The following is a 15,802-nucleotide window of genomic DNA, read 5'->3' on the forward strand; positions in this document are numbered from 1 at the left end:
AAGGATTACCGCCCTACTTTTGTCTGCAAAGAAATAAACTATTAAAACACAACTATGAAAACTAAATTTTTCGCTTTAGCCCTTTCTATTGGCTTATTATTTTCATCATGTAGTAGCGACAATGATCCAGCTCCATTTACTGTAGCTCCTTTAACAGGAACCGAAAGTATTGTAGTAGGAGGAACTACAACTTTTAGCAGTACAACTACTGGCGGTACATATGTAAGTGCTACCCCAACTGTTGCAACTGTTGTGCCTGCAACTGGAGTTATCACAGCGGTTTCTGTTGGTACTTCTGTTATTACTTATACAGTACAATCTGTTTCTGTTACAAGAACTGTAACTGTAACTGCTTTACCTGTTGCAACTGGAGAAATCACTGGTACAATTACAGCTGATAAAACTTATGTATTAGGAAACTACACTATGAAAGGTATGGTAAAAATTAATGCAGGTGTAACTTTAACTTTCGAAGCTGGTTCAACTATTACTGTTGATAAAACTACTGGAGACAACGCTTTAGTTGTATTAAACGGTGGAAAATTAGTAATCAATGGTACTGCTGACAAACCAGTTGTATTTACTGAAAAATCTAAAATTGCAGGTTCTTGGGGAGGTATCATCATGTATGGTGATGCACCAATCAATGCAATCAACGGTGTAAAAACTTCTACTTCAGAAGATGGAAATGCTTTACCTTACGGTGGAACAAATGCTGCTCATAATGGTGGTTCATTAAAATATGTAAGAGTTGAGTACGCTGGTTCTAAACTAGCTGACGGATCAAAAGAATTAAACGGATTCTCTTTCTACTCTGTAGGATCAGGAACAACTTTAGATCACTTAGTATCTTACAAAGGTGCTGATGACGGATTTGAATTTTACGGAGGAACTGCAAGTTTAACAAATGCAATCTCTTATGACAATACAGATGATTCATTTGACTGGCAAGATGGATGGCAAGGTCAAGCCAATTCAAACTGGTACGCTCATCAAAATGCAAAAGGAAATTTCGGAATCGAAATCGAATCTTCTAAAAACAATAACGCTTATTTCCCTAAAGTTACAAACATTACTTTAAGAAGAATCGCTGGAACTACTCCAGAAGCTACTGGAGATGTACAAGTAGATGCATTCCAATTCAAAAATGAAGGAAATGGTGATTTCAGTAACATTATCATAGATGGTTACGGAGATTATACTGAAGCAGGAAAAGTATACACTGGAGCAGCAGTAAAAATTCAAGATGCTTCAACAAACACAAATCAAGTTAACGGTGGTAAAATTAAAATTACTAAAGTTAAAATCACTAATACTTCTAAAGATATCTTAGGTGTAGTAGTTGCTCCTTGGGATGGTGTTGTTGCATTCCCAGCTGGAAACTTCGTAATCGACGCTACTGCAACAGGAGCTTCATTGACTGGTGGTGCTTGGGCAACAGTAAATGGTGTTGATTTGACTAAATAAAAATTAAAAAGAATAAATGTTAAAAACATCCTAAAATATTAGGATGTTTTTTTTTGGCGTAGTTTTTGTAATTTTTTTTGTATATTTACTGTAATCAAAATCATGCGATGGCAAAAAACTACTTTTATATTACATTCTTATTGGCATTTTTCTTTACTATAAGTGTTTCGGCACAAGATAGTAAGCAACTACCAAAACCTCAAGAGGCAACTACCATTGAGGGTCTAAGCTTGTACCCTAATCCCGTTACTGGCGGAAAAGTATATATTTCGTCTAAAAATGATTTAGAGAAAGAAATCATCGTTTTTGATGTTTTAGGTAAAAAAGTATTACAAACACACATTACATCAAGAGAATTAAACGTTTCAGATTTAGTCCCTGGCGTTTATATCATCAAAATAAGCGAAGAAAATGCTTCCGCAACCCGAAAGCTTATCATTCGATAAAACACACAAAAAAAGCTCCTTTCCGGGAGCTTTTTTAGTTTTCAGTCTCAATTTTCAGTCTCAATTTTCAGTCACAGCTTACTTTGCAACTGAAAACTGAGACTGAGACTAAAAACTATTTACAATTATACTTACCTTTACACAAAAAAAGTTTTGATCACAGCCAACGATATATTTACCATTCCGAGTCAGAAACAATTTGAAAAAATAGCACTAAAAGTGTTTCGCTTTCAGCACGAGAATAATCAGGTATATCACGACTTCTGTGACTTTTTGAAAGTAAATCCGCAACAGGTAAAAACTTTAGAACAAATTCCATTTTTACCTATTCAATTTTTTAAGAGCCATAATGTTGTTTCAAATACAAACCCTGCACAAGTTACTTTTACCAGCAGCGGAACAACAGGAATGATTACAAGTCGTCATTTAGTGACCGATGTTTCCCTATATGAGGAAAGTTACCGCAGTGGGTTTTCTCAGTTTTACGGCAATATCGAAGATTACGTAGTTTTAGCTCTTTTACCATCTTATCTCGAACGCGATGGGTCTTCGCTTATTTATATGGTCGAAGACCTAATAAAACTATCCAATCAACCTGAAAGTGGGTTTTATTTACACAATCACGACGACTTAATTAAAAAACTAACCGAATTAGATCAATCTGGTCAAAATGTCATTTTAATTGGTGTCACATATGCTCTGCTAGATTTAATTGAAAAACATCAATTTCAACTTCAGAATACCATTATTATGGAAACTGGTGGAATGAAAGGCAAACGCAAAGAAATGATTCGTGAGGAATTACACGAACAGCTTTGCAAAGGCTTTGGAGTTTCTGCTATCCATTCAGAATATGGAATGACCGAACTTTTAGGTCAAGCATATTCTTTAGGCGAAGGTATTTTCGAATGTCCATCATGGATGAATATCCTGGTTCGTGATCCGGAAGATGCACTTACATACGTAAAAGACGGAAAAACTGGAGGAATCAACGTTATTGATTTGGCCAATATCAATTCATGCTCGTTTATTGCGACGCAAGATTTAGGCAAAAAATATCCCAACAACTCTTTCGAGGTATTGGGACGTTTTGATAATTCTGATATTCGTGGTTGCAACCTTATGGTTCTTTAGCATTTAATCAAATCGTTTAACCGTAATTTCGATTAAACAATTACACGATTAAACAGTTAAACCACTCTTATCACGAAATAATTCTTCTTTCCACTTTGTAATAACACAAACTGATTATTGATTAAATCATTTGCCGTTAAAACAAAATCTTCTTTTATTTTTTCTCTGTTTACAGAAATTGAATTTGCTGTTAAAGCACGTCTTGCTTCTCCGTTAGATTTAAAGAAACCTGATTTTTCGTTTAAAACAGTTACAATATCCAATCCGTTTTCTAAGTCCGCTTTTGCAATTTCAGCCTGAGGAACACCGTCAAAAACTTCTAAAAAAGTAGTTTCATCTAATTTTTTCAAATCTTCGGCTGTAGAATTTCCAAATAAAATATTCGAAGCCTGAATTGCTTTTTCTAATTCTTCTTCAGAATGTACAAAAATGGTAATTTCTTCAGCTAACTTTTTCTGTAAAACTCTTAAATGCGGAGCAGCTTTATGCTCTTCGATCAAAGCGTCAATGGTTTCTTTATCTAAAAAAGTAAAGATTTTAATATATTTTTCAGCATCAACGTCAGTAGCATTTACCCAAAATTGGTAAAATTTATACACAGATGTTTTATCAGCATCCAACCAAACATTTCCACCTTCAGATTTCCCGAATTTAGAACCGTCTGCTTTTGTAATCAAAGGCGTTGTCAAAGCATACGCTTTAGCATTTTCACCACCCATTCTACGGACTAATTCTGTACCCGTGGTAATGTTTCCCCATTGGTCAGAACCTCCCATTTGCAAAAGGCAGTTATTGTTTTTATATAAATGATAAAAATCGTATCCTTGAATTAATTGGTAGGTAAACTCTGTGAAAGACATTCCTTCACCTTCACCGTTGATTCTCTTTTTTACAGAATCCTTCGCCATCATATAATTTACCGTGATACGTTTTCCAACTTCACGTGCAAAATCAATAAACGAGAATTCTTTCATCCAATCATAGTTATTTACCATAACTGGAGCATTTGCTTCTTTTGAATTAAAGTCTAAGAAACGAGACAGAACACTTTTGATTCCTGCAACGTTTTTAGCCAAAGTTTCTTCGTTCAACAAATTTCTTTCGTCAGACTTTCCAGATGGATCACCAATCATACCGGTTGCACCACCTACTAAAGCAATGGCTTTATGACCGGTTCTATTTAAATGAACCAATAAAATAATCTGAACCATGCTGCCAATATGCAGCGAATCTGCCGTTGGATCAAAACCTATATATGCCGCAGTTACCTCTTTTAGCAATTGTTCTTCCGTTCCTGGCATGCTATCATGGTACAAACCGCGCCACTTTAATTCTTCAACTAGATTCTTCATTTTTAAAATATTTTGTGCAAATATAATCAATGGCAATGGCAATATCAAAAAGCAATTACAATACTAACAAAAAACAATACCTTAAAAATCTGTCGCTTTTAAAACTTGAACCTGTTAGAAAAAACCTTTGCAACTTTGAACCTTTGCTTCTTTGCCACTTTACAACAAAAAGTTATCTTTACAAAATGGTATTAGTAACTGGAGGAACAGGTTTAGTTGGCGCACATTTATTACTTCATTTAATTGAAAATGGACAAACCGTTCGGGCTATTTACCGAAATCAAACTAATATCCAAAAAACAAAATCGGTTTTTGAATTGTATAAAAAAGCTGATTTATTTGATAAAATCGATTGGCTTGAAGCCGACATTCTCGATGTTCCCTCTCTGGAAAGTGCTTTTATCGACATAGAATATGTATATCATTGCGCTGCATTAATTTCATTCGATCCCAAAGAGGAGGAGGCGCTCCGAAAGACAAATATTGAAGGAACTGCCAATATGATCAATTTCTCCATCGCAAAAGGCATCAAGAAATTCTGCTTCATAAGTTCTATTGCTGCATTAGGAGATTTGGCTCCGCACGAAACCTATATTACCGAAGAGACAGATTGGAATCCTGAAAAACCACACAGCGATTATGCCATTTCTAAATATGGTGCCGAAATGGAAGTTTGGCGCGGACTTCAAGAAGGCTTAGATGTAATTATCATAAATCCAGGAGTGATTCTGGGACCAATTCCGAAAACAAAAAAACACGAGCAAGGCAGTGGCGAAATCTATCAAAGAGTAGCCAACGGACTTTCTTTTTATACCTTAGGAAGTACAGGTTTTATTACTATAAACGATGTCGTAAAGATTGCTTTTGAACTAATGAAGAGCGATATTAAAAACGAACGTTTTACCTTAATTGCTGACAATATTGTTTTTAGAGATCTTTTAAACACAATTGCTGATACTCTAAAAGTGAAAAGACCAAGCATACATGCAAAGCCACTGTTCATGAATTTTCTTTGGATTGCCGATTTACTATTCTCTACTATATTCTTTCAGAAAAGAAGCATTACAAAAGCGACTGCAAAAGCATCTTACTCTACAAACTTGTATTCTAATGAAAAAATAAAAACCGCTCTGGGAACGGTTTTTTTAGATGTGCATCAGTACATAAAAGATGTTTCAAAATTATAGAACTATCTTTTAGACTGTATTATTTTTCGAATTGAGTCAACATTAACTTGTTGCTTCAAAGCGGTTTTAAGAGAGTCTTTATTAACCGCTTTTTCTTTTTTAACTTTTACTTTTAAAGCTTTCTTTTCCTCAATCTTTACAATTGAATCGATTGCACGCTGCTTTACTGCCAATCGTTTTCCAATTTGATCAAACATATCTTTATAGTTATCATAATCTGCAGCATAATACATATTGTTTTGCGCAAATTGTAAACTATCCACTTTGTATTTTTTCAAAATAAACTTCGTCGGATCGGTTTCACTAGAATCTACCGAAACCGGATTTTGATACTTCATCGCTTCCAAAAGAGAAAGATCGTACATAATATCAATCATTTTCTCTTTCTCAATAAGTTTTGCAGGTTGTTTGACCAACTCTTTTTTACAACTTACAGAAAGAAACAAAACCAATACTATAAATATCCAATTTTTCATTTCAGCTTTTTATCTATCAAACAATAATCGTTTTCCCGCGCGAATATCTTTTACTTTAAAATTATTGTAAACCATTTGGCCGTTTACAAAAGTATGTGTAATTCTTGATTTAAAAGTATAATTTTCGAAAGGAGACCATCCGCATTTCGCCAAAATATTCTCTGGTTTCACGCTCCATGGCAAACTTGGATTCACGATAACTAAATCAGCAAAATAACCTTCTTTAATAAAACCTCTTTTTTCTATTTTGAAAATTTTTGCCGGATTATGACACATCTTCTCCACAATTTTCTCTACAGAGATTTTTCCTTGATGATGCGCTTCAAACATTGCCACAACAGCATGCTGAACAAGCGGCCCACCAGAAGGCGCTTTTAAATACGACTGCATTTTCTCTTCTTTGGTATGTGGTGCATGATCTGTAGCAATTACATCAATACGTCCATCATTCAAAGCTTCCCAAAGCACTTTTCTATCATTTGCAGTTTTTACCGCAGGATTCCATTTAATGAAATTTCCTTTAGTTTTGTAATCTTCATCAGTAAACCAAAGGTGATGCACACAAACCTCAGCCGTAATTTTTTTATCTTCTAACGGAATTTTGTTAGTAAACAATTCCATTTCTTTCGCTGTCGAAAGATGAAAAATATGCAAACGAGCGCCCGTCTTTTTCGCTAAAGCTACTGCTTTTGAAGAAGACAAATAACACGCTTCTTCGCTACGAATTAAATGATGCGCGGTTACCGGAACATCGTCACCGTACTCTTCTTTAAACTTAGCGAGATTTTCCTGAATTGTACCTTCATCTTCACAGTGAACTGCAATTAACATTGGCGTACTAGAGAATATTTTTTCTAAAGTCGCTTCGTTATCAACCAACATATTTCCGGTTGATGAACCTAGAAAAATTTTGATTCCCGCAACATTCTTAGGGTTTGTTTTTAGAACTTCTTCTAAATTATCATTGGTTGCCCCCATCATAAACGAATAATTCGCAAATGATTTTACGCCTGCTATTTGATATTTATCTTCTAGTATTTCTTGAGTAACAGCATTTGGAACTGTATTTGGCTGTTCAATGAAAGACGTAATTCCTCCCGCAACCGCAGCTCTGGATTCTGACTCGATATCGCCTTTATGTGTTAATCCCGGTTCTCTAAAATGTACCTGATCATCGATTGCACCCGGAATTAAATAACTTCCTTCAGCGTCTATCACTTTACAATCAGATGTTTTTAAACTTATGCTGTCTGCTACTTCGACAATTAAGTCGTTTTCAATCAAAACATCACCTTCAAAAATAGATCCTTCGTTTACTATTTTAGCATTCTTTATTAAAATCCTGTTCATCGCCATGGCTTTATAATGTATTGACTAATTTTTTTAATCGGAGCGAAATCACACCAAGAATAGCTTCTTTAATAATCGCATTGCTCATTTTCGAAACTCCTTTGGTTCTATCTGTAAAGATAATAGGAACCTCTTTAATTTCAAATTTAGCGCAATAAGTCCTGTATTTCATTTCGATTTGAAAAGCGTAACCCACAAATTTTATTTTGTTAAGATTGATTTTTTCTAAAACCTCTCTTTTATAACAAACAAAACCTGCAGTAGCATCATGAATTTTCATCCCGGTAATAAACTTTACATAAACTGATGCAAAATAAGACATTAAAACACGACTTAAAGGCCAGTTTACGACATTTACACCAGTTACATAACGTGATCCAATAGCCAAATCTGCTCCACCAAAATGGCAAGCATCAAATAGTTTTTCAAGATCATTGGGGTTATGTGAAAAATCGGCATCCATTTCAAAAATGAAATCATATTTACGTTCCAAAGCCCATTTAAAACCATGAACATATGCAGTTCCTAAACCTGATTTTTTGGCTCTTTTTTCTAAAAACAACCTATCAGGAAATTCTTCCTGCAACGCAACCACTTTATTTGCGGTATGATCCGGCGAATTATCATCAATAATTAAAAGATGAAAAGGTTTGTGTTGCGAAAGTACAGCTCTAACTATACTTTCTATATTTTCAATTTCGTTATAAGTGGGGATTATGACAATACAATCATTCATTTTTCTGAGTAATTTCATCGCAAAAGTAAACTTTTTATAGCATTTGATTCATAATAAATATATAATAAAAGTATTGAGACAAAAAATTACTAATTTTGCATCGCTATGATTGAACAACTTCATCCCCGAATTCTGGAAAACAAAGACTGGGCTACGCTTTTATTTGTGTTGACCTTTGCTGTTGTTGCTATGACAAAATCAGCTTACGAAACTAGATTTAGCGAATTCAGCAAGCTAATTTTTTCAGACAAATACGCTAAAATTTATCGCGACAACAACCACCTAAAAAGCAGTTTTACTGTTGGTTTATTCTTTGTCCAAATTGTTTCTTATGCTTTTTTCATTCAATTGACAATGCATATTTTTGGATACGCTTCAAAAACTGACTGGGTTCTATTTATTCAGATCGCTACATTTTTGCTTTATTTTATTTTAGGAAAATTTTTAATTGAGAAAATTGTAGCAACTTCTTTTAATATTGATGAATTTGCAGATCTTTTTAACTTACAAAAAGTAACTTATAGAACATATATTGGCGTTTTAATCCTTCCTATTAATGCTGTTTTGTTTTATTATGACAATATTCCAAAAATAATACCCCTAGCAATTATAGGCATTTCGCTGTGTATAAGCCTCTACTCGTATTATATTTCAATAAAAACGTATCAAAATGCAATAATCAGTAAGTTATTTTATTTTATTTTATATCTTTGCGCTCTTGAAATAGCCCCTTATTATTTCATGTATTATTGGATTACAAAAGAGGTGGCTTAGTAAATGTTTATAATATGAAAGTGAAAACAATTTTGGTGTCACAGCCTGAACCTAAAGTGGAAAATTCTCCTTACTTTGAGCTCCAACAAAAACACAAAATAAAAATTGATTTCAGACCATTTATTCATGTGGAAGGGGTTAATGCAAAAGAGATTCGATTACAAAAAATCGACCTTAATCACTATACTGCGATAATTTTGACGAGCCGTAATGCGGTGGATCATTTTTTTAGAGTAGCTGATGAAATGCGTTATAAAGTTCCTGAAGGATTGAAATACTTTTGTCAATCTGAAGCAGTTGCTTTTTACCTGCAAAAATATGTAGTGTACAGAAAGCGTAAAATTTACGTGGGAGCAAAAGATTTTGCAGATTTATCTCCTCTTATCAAAAAATACAAAGACGAAAAATTCTTGTTGCCAGCATCTGATCAATTAAATGCTGACGCACCAATTACTTTAAACAATCTAAAAGTAGACTGGGCTCAAGCTGTTTTTTACAAAACCGTAATGAGTGACTTATCTGATTTAGCTGATGTTTATTATGATGTTTTAGCTTTTTTCAGTCCAACCGGAATAAAATCATTGTTTAAAAACTTCCCTGATTTTAAACAAAACGATACCCGAATTGCTGTTTTCGGAAGCACAACTCAAAAAGAAGCTCTTGATCATGGTTTAAGAATTGATATTCTTGCTCCAACTCCTGAAACTCCTTCGATGACAATGGCTTTAGAAAAATACATTAGCGAAGCTAACAAAGGAAAATAATCCTTTTAAGAAATAAGAATTTAGAAATTCCAAATTCCAACTTTACGGTTGAGATTTGGAATTTTTATTTTTAAATCAAATCCTTCCTCAATCTTTGTCATAGTTTTAAAACTTTGAGAAATCTCACGATGATTTTATCTACAGTTAGGAATTTGGAATTTTTAAAATTGGCATTTTCTTTTTAGCATCATTATCAGTACATTTGATTTCTAACTAAAACCCAATGAGCTAAAATTAGTTTCAAATTACAACTCAAATGAAAATCAACTCCCTAATAATTGAAATTGACGGTATCGATAAAGAAATCCTACGTTACTTAATGGATGATGCCCGAAAACCAATTTTACAAATCGCAAATAAAATAGGCATCTCTGGAGCTGCAATTCATCAGCGCTTAAAGAAATTGGAGCAATCCGGCGTTATTTCAGGCTCTAAATTTACTGTTAATCCAAAAGTTTTAGGATACAATACAATGGCATTCATTGGAGTTTATCTTGACAAAGCTTCCCGAAACTCTGAAGCCGTAAAGGATCTAAAGAAAATCCCCGAAGTTTTAGAATGTCATTATACAACAGGAAACTGGTCGGTTTTAATAAAAATCATCTGTCGCGATAACGAGCATTTAATGCAACTTTTAAACACTAAAATCCAAGCTATTGAAGGCGTTTCAAGAACAGAAACCTTTATTTCGCTAGATCAACAAATTGACAGACAGATTCAACTATAAATTAGAAAATGCGGCAATTTGATAATTAGATAATTTTGTGAATTCTCTAAAACAAAAAAACCCGACAGATTCAAAAAAAACTGTCGGGTTTTGTACAAAATTATCTAATTGACTAATTATCTCATTAACTAATTATCTCATTAAATTAATCTCTCCTACTACTTCCTGAATAAATCGAGATATAGTACAACAACGTTGCAATTGACCCAAGAGCCGCTACAAGATAAGTTCTTGCAGCCCATTTTAAAGCATCTTTTGCTCCAGCCTGCTCTTGTTGTGTTAACATGTGTTTATTTTCTAACCAAGCCAAAGCTCTATTACTTGCATCATATTCTACAGGCAAAGTTATAATTGAGAATAAAGTTGTTACTGCAAAAAGTATTATTCCAATTAACAACAATTGAGGAAATACCTGAATCATTAAGATTCCTGCTAACAAAATCCATTGCATAAAATTTGATGCAACGCTTACAATTGGCACTAGTTTAGAACGCATGATTAGCCACTCGTACCCAAGCGCATGCTGTACAGCGTGACCACACTCATGCGCCGCTACAGCTGCAGCCGCCGCATTACGATGATTATAAACAGCCTCACTTAAGTTAACCGTTTTATCTGCCGGATTATAATGATCCGTTAATCGCCCTGGAGTCGAAATCACACGAACATCTGTAATCCCATTATCGGCAAGCATTTTTTCTGCAATTTCAGCACCACTCATTCCGTTTCTCAATTGCAATTTAGAGTACAATTCAAATTTACTTTTCAGCTTAGCACTAACCATCCAGCTAAATAGCATGATTAGTCCAGCAATAATTATATATCCACTTCCCATATCTTTTGTTTTTTTTGATTGAATTTTAAAGTTACAAAACAAATCGCAATTTCTGAACCAAACTAAAAAAATGTCATTTTGTCACCTTTAAAGACAATTTTACATCAAAACCAGCTAAAAAAACACAGCAACAATTTTATATGAAACAAAAAAAATCCCAAACTCCAATTTTACGATTGGAATTTGGGATGTTTAATATTGGAATTCTATTAGGTTAACCAACCAAATTGATGATTTTTCCAGGAACAATAATTACTTTATTGGGAGTTCTTCCATCTAATTGTTTTTGGGTTCTTTCATCTTTCATAATGATTTCTTCGATTTGTGCTGCGGTTAAATCCAAAGGCAATTCGATTGTGAAACGCATTTTCCCGTTAAAAGAAACTGGATATTCCTTACTGCTTTCGATCAAATGTTTCGCATCAAAAACAGGAAAAGCAACCGTTGCTATAGAAGTTGTGTTTCCTAATTGTAACCATAATTCTTCTGCTATATGAGGCGCATAAGGCGAAACCAAAATTGCTAATGGCTCTAAGATTGCTCTTGAATGACAATTTTGAGCTGACAATTCATTCACACAAATCATAAATTGAGAAACTGATGTATTGAAAGAGAAACTCTCGATATCTTCAGCTACTTTTTTGATTGTTTTATGCAACGATTTCAAGTTGTCTTTTGTTGGCTCATCGTTGTTCACGATCAAACCATTATGCTCATCAAAATACAATCTCCATAATTTTTTCAAGAAACCAAATACTCCCGAAATACCAGCAGTATTCCAAGGTTTAGCTTGCTCTAACGGCCCTAAAAACATTTCGTACAAACGCAATGTATCAGCTCCATATTCATTACAAATATCATCTGGAGTTACTACATTATAATATGATTTAGACATCTTTTCAACCTCACGACCAACAACGTATTTCCCGTTTTCGTCTAAGATAAATTCTGCTGTATTAAAATCTTCTCTCCAGTTTTTAAACTTTTCGAGATCCAATTCATCGGAAGAATTCACGAAATGAACATCAACACGAATTGGCTGTACTTTTTGATCTCCAATTTTATTTTTAGACACAAAAGTGTTTGTACCTTCAAGTCGGTAAACGTAGGCAGTTGTACCCAAAATCATTCCCTGATTGATCAGTTTTTTGAATGGTTCTTCGGTAGGTGCAAAACCTTTGTCTTTAAGGAATTTATTCCAAAAACGAGAATACAGTAAGTGTCCGGTTGCATGCTCGCTTCCTCCAATATACAAATCGACACTTTCCCAATATGCCAAAGCTTCTTTGCTTGCAAATTCGGTTTCGTTGTGCGCGTCCATATAACGCATCCAATACCATGAACTTCCTGCCCAACCTGGCATTGTATTCAATTCTAAAGGAAAAATCGTTGCATGATCTACTAAATTTGTATTGACAACTTTATTATTTCTCGTATCCCAAGCCCAAACTGTTGCATTTCCTAACGGAGGCAAACCTTCTTCGGTTGGTAAATATTTTTCTACTTCAGGTAAAATGATTGGCAAATGCTGTGCATCGATCATTTTTGGCAAACCATTTACATAATATACCGGGAAAGGCTCTCCCCAATAACGCTGACGAGAGAAAACGGCATCGCGCAAACGGTAATTTGTTTTTCCGGTTCCTTGTCCTATTTTCTCTAAAGCTGTAATCGCAGCCTGAGTTGCTGTTTTATAATTTAATCCGTTTAAGAAATCAGAATTAGCAATTTCAACATTGTCTTTCGAACCATAAGCTGCTTCAGAAATATCAACATTTGCAAAAATATTTTTGATTTCCTGCATTCCTTGCGCTCCTTTAAAGAAATTCGCAAAAGCGTAATCTCTTTCGTCTCCGCAAGGAACCGCCATTACAGCACCAGTTCCGTAACCTGCTAAAACATAATCCCCAATCCAAACCGGAATTGCTTCTCTTGTAAAAGGATGCTCAGCATAAGCTCCTGTAAATACACCCGAAATAGTTTTCACATCGGCCATACGCTCACGCTCTGAACGTTTTGCGGTTTTTTCAATATATGCTTCAACAGCTGCTTTTTGTTCCGGAGTTGTAATTTTAGCAACCAAATCATGTTCTGGCGCCAAAGTCATAAAAGTTACTCCAAAAATAGTATCAGGTCTTGTAGTAAAAACGTCAATTACTTCATCGTGATTTTTTACATGAAAAGAAACCATCGCCCCAACTGATTTTCCAATCCAGTTTCTTTGAGATTCTTTTATAGATTCACTCCAATCAATATCATTCAAACCTTGAAGTAAACGTTCTGCATAAGCAGAAATTCGCATACTCCATTGCGTCATTTTTTTACGAATCACAGGATATCCTCCACGCTCAGAAACTCCGTTTACAATCTCATCATTTGCTAAAACAGTTCCTAAACCGGGACACCAGTTCACTTCAGTTTCAGCCAAATAAGTCATTCTGTATTGCAAAAGGATTTTTTCTTTTTGATCTTCAGAATACGAGTTCCATTCTTCTGCAGTAAAAATCGCAACATTATCATCGCAAACTGCTTCAACCAATTTATTCCCTTCTCCTTCAAAAACTTTTACAAGCTCCGAAATCTCAAATGCTTTTCCTTGTTTTTTGCAATACCAAGAATTAAACAATTGAATAAAAATCCATTGTGTATGTTTGTAATAATCAGGATTTGAAGTACGCACTTCACGACTCCAATCAAATGAAAACCCGATTTTATCTAATTGTTTTCTATAACCGGCAATTTGCTTCCCTTCTTTATCTACTCCACCGTCAATATTTACGCGTGTTGTATCTTCCGGACGCTGTCCTGTTTGTATTGCATATTGCTCTGCAGGCAAGCCGAAACTATCATAACCCATTGGATGCAAAACATTAAAACCTTGATGTCTCTTAAAACGAGAATACACATCTGAAGCGATATAACCCAGCGGATGCCCAACGTGTAATCCTGCTCCTGAAGGATAAGGAAACATATCTAAAACATAATGTTTAGGTTTATCAGAATTATTACTTGCTGCAAAAGTTTGGTTTTCAGCCCAATATTTTTGCCATTTTTCTTCGATTTCGTTCGGATTGTATTTCATTCCTTGTTTATATTTTTTCTTTTTAATGGAGTCATGCTTTCGCTTACTCAAGTCATTTTTAAGGTTCAGAGTTGCAAAGTGACAAAGGTTCAAAGATTTTATCACCAAATTAAGTCTGCAAATTTACATTTATTGTACGAAAGTTAAAACTTTGGTCGTTATTAACTTCAAATAAAGAAATTCTTTATTATTTTTACCACATAATTTAAGCAAACTATGAGTTCTAACTTTGATAAATTTCAAAAACGCAGGTTAATTTCTTCTTATTTTTCAGTTGTATTGAGTGTATTTCTGGTTTTATTCCTTTTGGGAGTACTAGGATTATTCATTATCAATTCTAAAAAACTGGCGAATGATTTTAAAGAAAAAATCGCCATGACGGTTTTCTTTAAAAATGAAGCTAATGATAGTGTAATAAAAGCATTCGACACCCAATTAAAAAGAGCTCCTTTTGCAAGATCTTATGTATACGTTACTAAAGAAAAAGCTGCAAAAGAACACACTGACATTATTGGAGAAGACTTTTTGACCTTTTTAGGAGAAAATCCTTTATTGAACTCATACGACATTCACTTAAAAGCTGATTACGTTGAAAGAGACAGCATCTCTAAAATCGAAAGCAGTTTGCGTCAAAACACCATGATCGAAGACATTGTTTACGACAAACAATTGGTGAACCTGGTAAATGACAACATCAAAAAAGTAAGTATGTGGATTTTGATTATCAGTGGTTTCCTTGCGATAATTGCTGTGTTATTAATCAATAGTTCCTTGCGTTTATCAATACATTCAAACCGTTTTATTATTAAAACGATGCAAATGGTTGGTGCAACAAAATCGTTTATTCGTAAACCTTTTGTAATGCGAAGTGTAAAACTAGGAATGTTAGGTGCAGGACTGGCTATTGTAGCTTTGATTGGACTTTTGTTTTATGTTGAAACCAATTTCCCAGGATTAGGCATTTTAGAAGACAAAGCCCTTATTGGATTAGTATTATTAGCCGTTTTTGGATTAGGAGTATTAATCACTTGGGTAAGCACGCATTTTGCAACACAACGTTTCCTGAACCTAAGAACTGACGATCTATACTAATTATTAATTTTAGACTTTAGATTTATAAAAAAACGCCTTCGACTTCGTTCAGGCTGATAAATAAACAAAAATGAAAAACAATACAGACCAACCACAAAAACAAGAATTCCTTTTTGACGGTATTAACTACAAAATTTTATTAATTGGAATTGGCGTTATCGCACTAGGCTTTATCTTAATGTCTGGCGGAGGAAGTAATGATCCTAACGTTTTTAATGAAGATGTTTTTAGTTTTAGACGTATTCGTTTAGCTCCAACGACTGTTTTAATTGGTTTTGGAATCACGATTTATTCAATCTTCAAAAAATCTAAATAGTTTTTTTTAGACTTTTTAGACATCTTAGACCTTAAGACTATTAGATTAAGCTGCAAATGGTCTA

The 15,802-nt window shown here is 34.2% G+C and carries 15 protein-coding genes; 9 read left to right on the forward strand and 6 right to left on the reverse strand.

Annotated features, from left to right (window positions below; all coding sequences use genetic code 11):
- Positions 1 to 54: 54 nt before the first annotated feature.
- The 3 genes from ACHRVZ_RS06330 (at position 55) to ACHRVZ_RS06340 (ending at position 3,047) form a co-directional block, all read left to right on the forward strand.
- Entirely contained in the window at positions 55 to 1,467 is a 1,413-nt protein-coding gene (locus tag ACHRVZ_RS06330) for a hypothetical protein (RefSeq protein ID WP_395421375.1), read from the forward strand.
- A 107-nt stretch (positions 1,468 to 1,574) separates the two neighbouring features.
- Complete coding sequence (locus tag ACHRVZ_RS06335) at positions 1,575 to 1,913, forward strand: T9SS type A sorting domain-containing protein (RefSeq protein WP_395421376.1); 339 nt, start codon at positions 1,575 to 1,577, stop codon at positions 1,911 to 1,913.
- A 153-nt stretch (positions 1,914 to 2,066) separates the two neighbouring features.
- Entirely contained in the window at positions 2,067 to 3,047 is a 981-nt protein-coding gene (locus ACHRVZ_RS06340; RefSeq protein ID WP_395421377.1) for an acyl transferase, read from the forward strand.
- 56 nt (positions 3,048 to 3,103) lie between these two features.
- Here ACHRVZ_RS06340 and tyrS read toward each other — a convergent pair whose 3' ends face one another.
- On the reverse strand, positions 3,104 to 4,399 hold the full coding sequence (gene tyrS, locus ACHRVZ_RS06345) for a tyrosine--tRNA ligase (RefSeq protein ID WP_395421378.1): 1,296 nt from the start codon (positions 4,397 to 4,399) through the stop codon (positions 3,104 to 3,106).
- Between the two features lie 185 nt (positions 4,400 to 4,584).
- Here tyrS and ACHRVZ_RS06350 point away from each other — a divergent pair, with 185 nt between their 5' ends.
- Positions 4,585 to 5,586: an NAD-dependent epimerase/dehydratase family protein gene (locus ACHRVZ_RS06350; RefSeq protein ID WP_395421379.1), complete on the forward strand. Its 1,002-nt coding sequence runs from the start codon at positions 4,585 to 4,587 to the stop codon at positions 5,584 to 5,586.
- 2 nt (positions 5,587 to 5,588) lie between these two features.
- Here ACHRVZ_RS06350 and ACHRVZ_RS06355 read toward each other — a convergent pair whose 3' ends face one another.
- From ACHRVZ_RS06355 to ACHRVZ_RS06365, 3 genes are read right to left on the reverse strand one after another with little or no spacing between them, the layout of a single operon-like run.
- Positions 5,589 to 6,062 (reverse strand): DUF4296 domain-containing protein, encoded by a 474-nt coding sequence (locus ACHRVZ_RS06355; protein ID WP_395421380.1) that lies wholly within the window; start codon positions 6,060 to 6,062, stop codon positions 5,589 to 5,591.
- Between the two features lie 9 nt (positions 6,063 to 6,071).
- The gene (locus ACHRVZ_RS06360) at positions 6,072 to 7,412 is read right to left on the reverse strand and encodes a dihydroorotase (RefSeq protein WP_395421381.1); all 1,341 of its coding nucleotides are present in this window, start codon (positions 7,410 to 7,412) and stop codon (positions 6,072 to 6,074) included.
- Between the two features lie 10 nt (positions 7,413 to 7,422).
- Complete coding sequence (locus ACHRVZ_RS06365; RefSeq protein WP_395422496.1) at positions 7,423 to 8,148, reverse strand: polyprenol monophosphomannose synthase; 726 nt, start codon at positions 8,146 to 8,148, stop codon at positions 7,423 to 7,425.
- Positions 8,149 to 8,253: 105 nt separating this feature from the next.
- Between ACHRVZ_RS06365 and ACHRVZ_RS06370 the strand changes: the two genes are divergently transcribed.
- From ACHRVZ_RS06370 to ACHRVZ_RS06380, 3 genes are all read left to right on the forward strand, one after another.
- Positions 8,254 to 8,922, forward strand: coding sequence for a DUF4271 domain-containing protein (locus tag ACHRVZ_RS06370; protein WP_395421382.1), 669 nt, complete (start codon positions 8,254 to 8,256; stop codon positions 8,920 to 8,922).
- A 14-nt stretch (positions 8,923 to 8,936) separates the two neighbouring features.
- Positions 8,937 to 9,686 carry a uroporphyrinogen-III synthase gene (locus ACHRVZ_RS06375; protein WP_173965978.1) on the forward strand — a complete coding sequence of 250 codons (750 nt, stop codon included), beginning with the start codon at positions 8,937 to 8,939 and terminating at the stop codon, positions 9,684 to 9,686.
- Between the two features lie 256 nt (positions 9,687 to 9,942).
- Positions 9,943 to 10,413, forward strand: a complete 471-nt coding sequence (locus tag ACHRVZ_RS06380; RefSeq protein WP_041518480.1) for an Lrp/AsnC family transcriptional regulator — start codon at positions 9,943 to 9,945, stop codon at positions 10,411 to 10,413.
- Between the two features lie 145 nt (positions 10,414 to 10,558).
- On the opposite strand, the gene ACHRVZ_RS06385 is transcribed toward ACHRVZ_RS06380, so the two are convergent.
- Together ACHRVZ_RS06385 and leuS are read right to left on the reverse strand one after the other, a co-directional pair.
- Entirely contained in the window at positions 10,559 to 11,248 is a 690-nt protein-coding gene (locus tag ACHRVZ_RS06385; protein WP_395421384.1) for a zinc metallopeptidase, read from the reverse strand.
- A gap of 214 nt (positions 11,249 to 11,462) precedes the next feature.
- The gene (leuS, locus tag ACHRVZ_RS06390) at positions 11,463 to 14,330 is read right to left on the reverse strand and encodes a leucine--tRNA ligase (protein ID WP_395421385.1); all 2,868 of its coding nucleotides are present in this window, start codon (positions 14,328 to 14,330) and stop codon (positions 11,463 to 11,465) included.
- Between the two features lie 216 nt (positions 14,331 to 14,546).
- Between leuS and ACHRVZ_RS06395 the strand changes: the two genes are divergently transcribed.
- Both ACHRVZ_RS06395 and ACHRVZ_RS06400 read left to right on the forward strand, forming a co-directional pair.
- The gene (locus ACHRVZ_RS06395) at positions 14,547 to 15,422 is read left to right on the forward strand and encodes a cell division protein FtsX (protein ID WP_395421386.1); all 876 of its coding nucleotides are present in this window, start codon (positions 14,547 to 14,549) and stop codon (positions 15,420 to 15,422) included.
- 70 nt (positions 15,423 to 15,492) lie between these two features.
- On the forward strand, positions 15,493 to 15,738 hold the full coding sequence (locus ACHRVZ_RS06400) for a DUF3098 domain-containing protein (protein WP_395421387.1): 246 nt from the start codon (positions 15,493 to 15,495) through the stop codon (positions 15,736 to 15,738).
- The last annotated feature ends 64 nt before the right edge of the window (positions 15,739 to 15,802 follow it).

Origin of the sequence: Flavobacterium sp. FlaQc-57, from assembly GCF_044007395.1 — a bacterium.
Lineage (GTDB): Bacteria > Bacteroidota > Bacteroidia > Flavobacteriales > Flavobacteriaceae > Flavobacterium.